We start from the raw sequence: 3,283 nt of genomic DNA, 5'->3' as shown, positions 1-3,283 counted from the left end.
GTTCAGTACGCCGTGGACCGCAAGGCGGTGGTCGATGCTGCCTATTTCGGCCCCGCCGCAACCGCCACCGGCATCATCGCGCCCGGCCTGCCCGGCCATCGCGAGAAGAACCTTTTCGATTTCGACCCAGACCGCGCCCGCGACATGATCGCCAAGGAGGGGCTGGCCGGCACGACGATCACGCTCGACATCCTCAACAAGACCGAGCGGCTGACCGCGGCGCAGGTCGTGCAGTCGAACCTGCAGGATGTCGGCCTCAATGTGGAGATCAAGCAGAACGACAGCGGCACCTTCTGGACGCTTGGCGCCAAGGAAGGCGACTACTGGAAGAAGCTGCAGATGATCATCAGCCGCTTCTCCATGCAGCCGGATCCGAGCTGGGCGACTGCCTGGTTCACCCGCGACCAGATCGGCGTCTGGAACTGGGAGCGGTTTTCCAGCGAGGAATTCGACAAGCTCAATGCCGAAGGCATGGTCGAGCTCGACCCGGCGAAACGCGATGTCATCTACAAGAAGCTGCAGGACCTGATGGAGGAGAACGGCAACTACGTTTTCCTGACGCATGAGGTCACCGGCATCATGAATCGAGACACGCTTGTGGCCGGCCTGAAGCCGAACGGCGAGCCCGTGTTCACCGGCTTCAAACCGGCATGATATCGGAGGGCGGGGCTCGCCCCCACCAAAGACCGTCCGACAGGTACCGAAAATGATCCGCTACGCCCTCAAGCGTCTGTGGCTTGGCGCCATCATCATCAGCGTCGCTATGATGATGATGTTCGCCATGGTCTACCTCATTCCCGGCGACCCGGCCTCCGTCGCGCTGGGGCCACGCGCGACGCCGGAGATGATGGAGGCGCTGCGCGTACGCATGGGCCTCGACCAGCCGGTGTGGCGGCAGTTCCTGCACTTCTACGGATCGGTCCTGCGCGGTGACCTGGGCACCGAGGTTCTGTCGAACCGGCCGGTGCTGGACGTGGTGATCGAGCAGCTTCCGTTCACGCTGGCGCTGGTGGTCGGCGGCATCACCTGGTCGGTGGCGCTTGGCATCCCGCTTGGCTGTATCGCCGCGGTGCGCCGAGGCGGCTTTGTCGATCAGGTGATCGGGGTTCTTTCGGTGGCGATGATCGCGGTGCCGTCCTTCGTCGTCGCCATCTATTCGCTGCTGGTGTTCGCGGTCGCACTGCAATGGCTGCCGGCGATCGGCGCCGGCGAACCGGGCGACCTCGCCAGCCGGCTCCAGCACCTCATCCTGCCGTCGCTGGCGGTCGGGCTTGGCTGGATCGGCTACATCTCGCGCATGGTGCGCGCCTCGATGCTGGAGACGCTGGAGGCCAGCCATATCCGCACGGCGCGCGCCTTCGGCCTGACAGAGCACCGGATCGTCTACACCTACGCGCTGCGCATTGCCGTGCTGCCCACGATCACCCTGCTCGGCGTCGGCATCGGCCACATGCTGTCGTCTTCCGTTTTCGCCGAAATCGTCTTCGCCCGCCCCGGCATCGGCAAGCTGGTCTATGAGGCGATCTCGGTGCGCAACTACCCCATCGTCTCCGGAGCCGTGCTGGTCACCACGGTCTTCTTCGTCCTCGTCAACGTAGCGGCCGACATTCTGGTCGGTATCTTGGATCCCCGTGTCAGATCAAGTTTCAACTGAGCTGTCTTCCGGCGGCAGCCGGTTGTCCGGATTGTGGCGCACCGTGCGCGGCATCATGCGCGAGCCGCTCGGCGCCGTCGGCCTGACGCTGGTGACGCTGGTGGTGCTGTCGGCGGTGTTTGCCAGCGCGCTGACCAGCTATGCGCCGAGCAAGATATCGCCGGCCGAACGCTTCGCTTCGCCGAGCCTGCTGCATCTGCTCGGCACCGACCACCTCGGCCGTGATCTTCTGACCCGGGTGCTCTATGGCGGGCGCGTCGCGCTCTTGATCGCGCTGGGCGCGACAGCGGTGTCGCTGGTCGTCGGCGTGGTGCTCGGGCTGATCGCCGGCTATGGGCCGCGCTGGCTCGACAATGTGCTGCTGCTGATCTTCGACGCCGTGAAGAGCTTTCCCACCGTCATGCTGGCGCTGACGCTGGTCACCCTGTTCGGCCCCTCGCTCTATGCGGTGGTGCTGGTGGTGATGCTGGTCAATGTGCCGGGCTATGCCCGCATCATCAGGACGCAGACGCTGGTGCTGAAGTCGGCCGAACATGTCATGGCGGCGCGCTCGATGGGCGCCAGTGCCGGCCGTATCCTGCGCGTCCATATCCTGCCCAACATCATCGGCCCGATCCTGATCCTGATATCGATGGACATTCCCGTGGTGGTGGCGATCGAGGCCGGCATGAGCTTCCTCGGGCTCGGCGTGCGGCCGCCAACGCCGAGCTGGGGCGCGATCCTCAATGACGGCTTTGCCAACATCCGCGATTCCTACTGGATCGTGATTGCCGGCGGCCTGCCCATCGTGCTGACCACACTCGGCTTCACCTTCTTCGGCGAGACGCTGCGCGACCTCTTCGATCCCCGGCTGAAGGGGCGGTCATGACGGTTCTCGCGATCAAGGATCTGAGCGTCGCCTTCCACACCGAGAGTGGGCGACTGGAGGCGCTGAAGCAGGTGAGTTTTTCCGTGCCGGCCAACCGCAGCGTTGGCGTGGTCGGCGAATCCGGCTGCGGGAAGTCGACGCTCATCAACGCCATTCTCGGCCTGCTCGCCGACAATGGCGAGATATTATCGGGCGACATCATCTTCGAGGGCGACAAGAACCTTGCCCGGCTCGACCCCACCGCGATGCGCGGCCTGCGCGGGCAAAGGATCGCCACCGTTTTCCAGGACCCGATGGGTGCGCTCAACCCGGTGCTGTCGGTGGGGCGGCAGATGCGCGACATCCAGTATCGCTCGGGTCTGTCGAAGCGGGACAAGGATGCGCGCTCGGTCGCCATGCTGCGCAAGGTTCGCATTCCCGATCCGGAAAGCCGGCTGACGCAGTTTCCGCACGAATTCTCCGGCGGCATGAAGCAGCGCATCGCCATCGCCATGGCGCTGATGATGGAGCCAGCGCTGCTGATCGCCGACGAGCCGACCACGGCGCTCGATGCGACGCTGGAGGTGGCCACCATCGAACTGCTCAAGGATCTGCAGCGCGACATCGGCTGCTCGGTGCTGTTCATCTCGCATCATCTGGGCGTGATCGCCGAACTCTGCGACGAGATGATCGTGATGTATGCCGGCGAGGTGGTGGAAAGCGGCACGACCCGCGAGATCTTCCACGACGCCCGCCATCCCTACACGCAGAAGCTGCTGGCC

The 3,283-nt window shown here is 64.8% G+C and carries 4 protein-coding genes; all 4 read left to right on the top strand.

Annotation, left to right across the window (positions count from 1 at the left end; translation table 11 throughout):
- Positions 1-654 (top strand): ABC transporter substrate-binding protein (locus tag EN884_RS30530; protein ID WP_245492009.1); only part of this gene is annotated, 654 nt, incomplete at its 5' end.
- 52 nt (positions 655-706) lie between these two features.
- Positions 707-1,654: an ABC transporter permease gene (locus tag EN884_RS30525; protein WP_063167554.1), complete on the top strand. Its 948-nt coding sequence runs from the start codon at positions 707-709 to the stop codon at positions 1,652-1,654.
- Between the two features lie 22 nt (positions 1,655-1,676).
- The gene (locus EN884_RS30520) at positions 1,677-2,522 is read left to right on the top strand and encodes an ABC transporter permease (protein ID WP_082826413.1); all 846 of its coding nucleotides are present in this window, start codon (positions 1,677-1,679) and stop codon (positions 2,520-2,522) included.
- Positions 2,519-3,283 (top strand): ABC transporter ATP-binding protein (locus tag EN884_RS30515; protein WP_164895251.1); only part of this gene is annotated, 765 nt, incomplete at its 3' end. The genes EN884_RS30520 and EN884_RS30515, both read left to right, overlap by 4 nt.

Origin of the sequence: Mesorhizobium sp. M7A.F.Ca.AU.001.01.1.1 (assembly GCF_004022735.1) — a bacterium.
GTDB lineage: Bacteria > Pseudomonadota > Alphaproteobacteria > Rhizobiales > Rhizobiaceae > Mesorhizobium > Mesorhizobium ciceri.
Note: the sequence above shows the minus strand (reverse complement) of the source record. Positions and strands in the feature narration are given on the sequence as shown.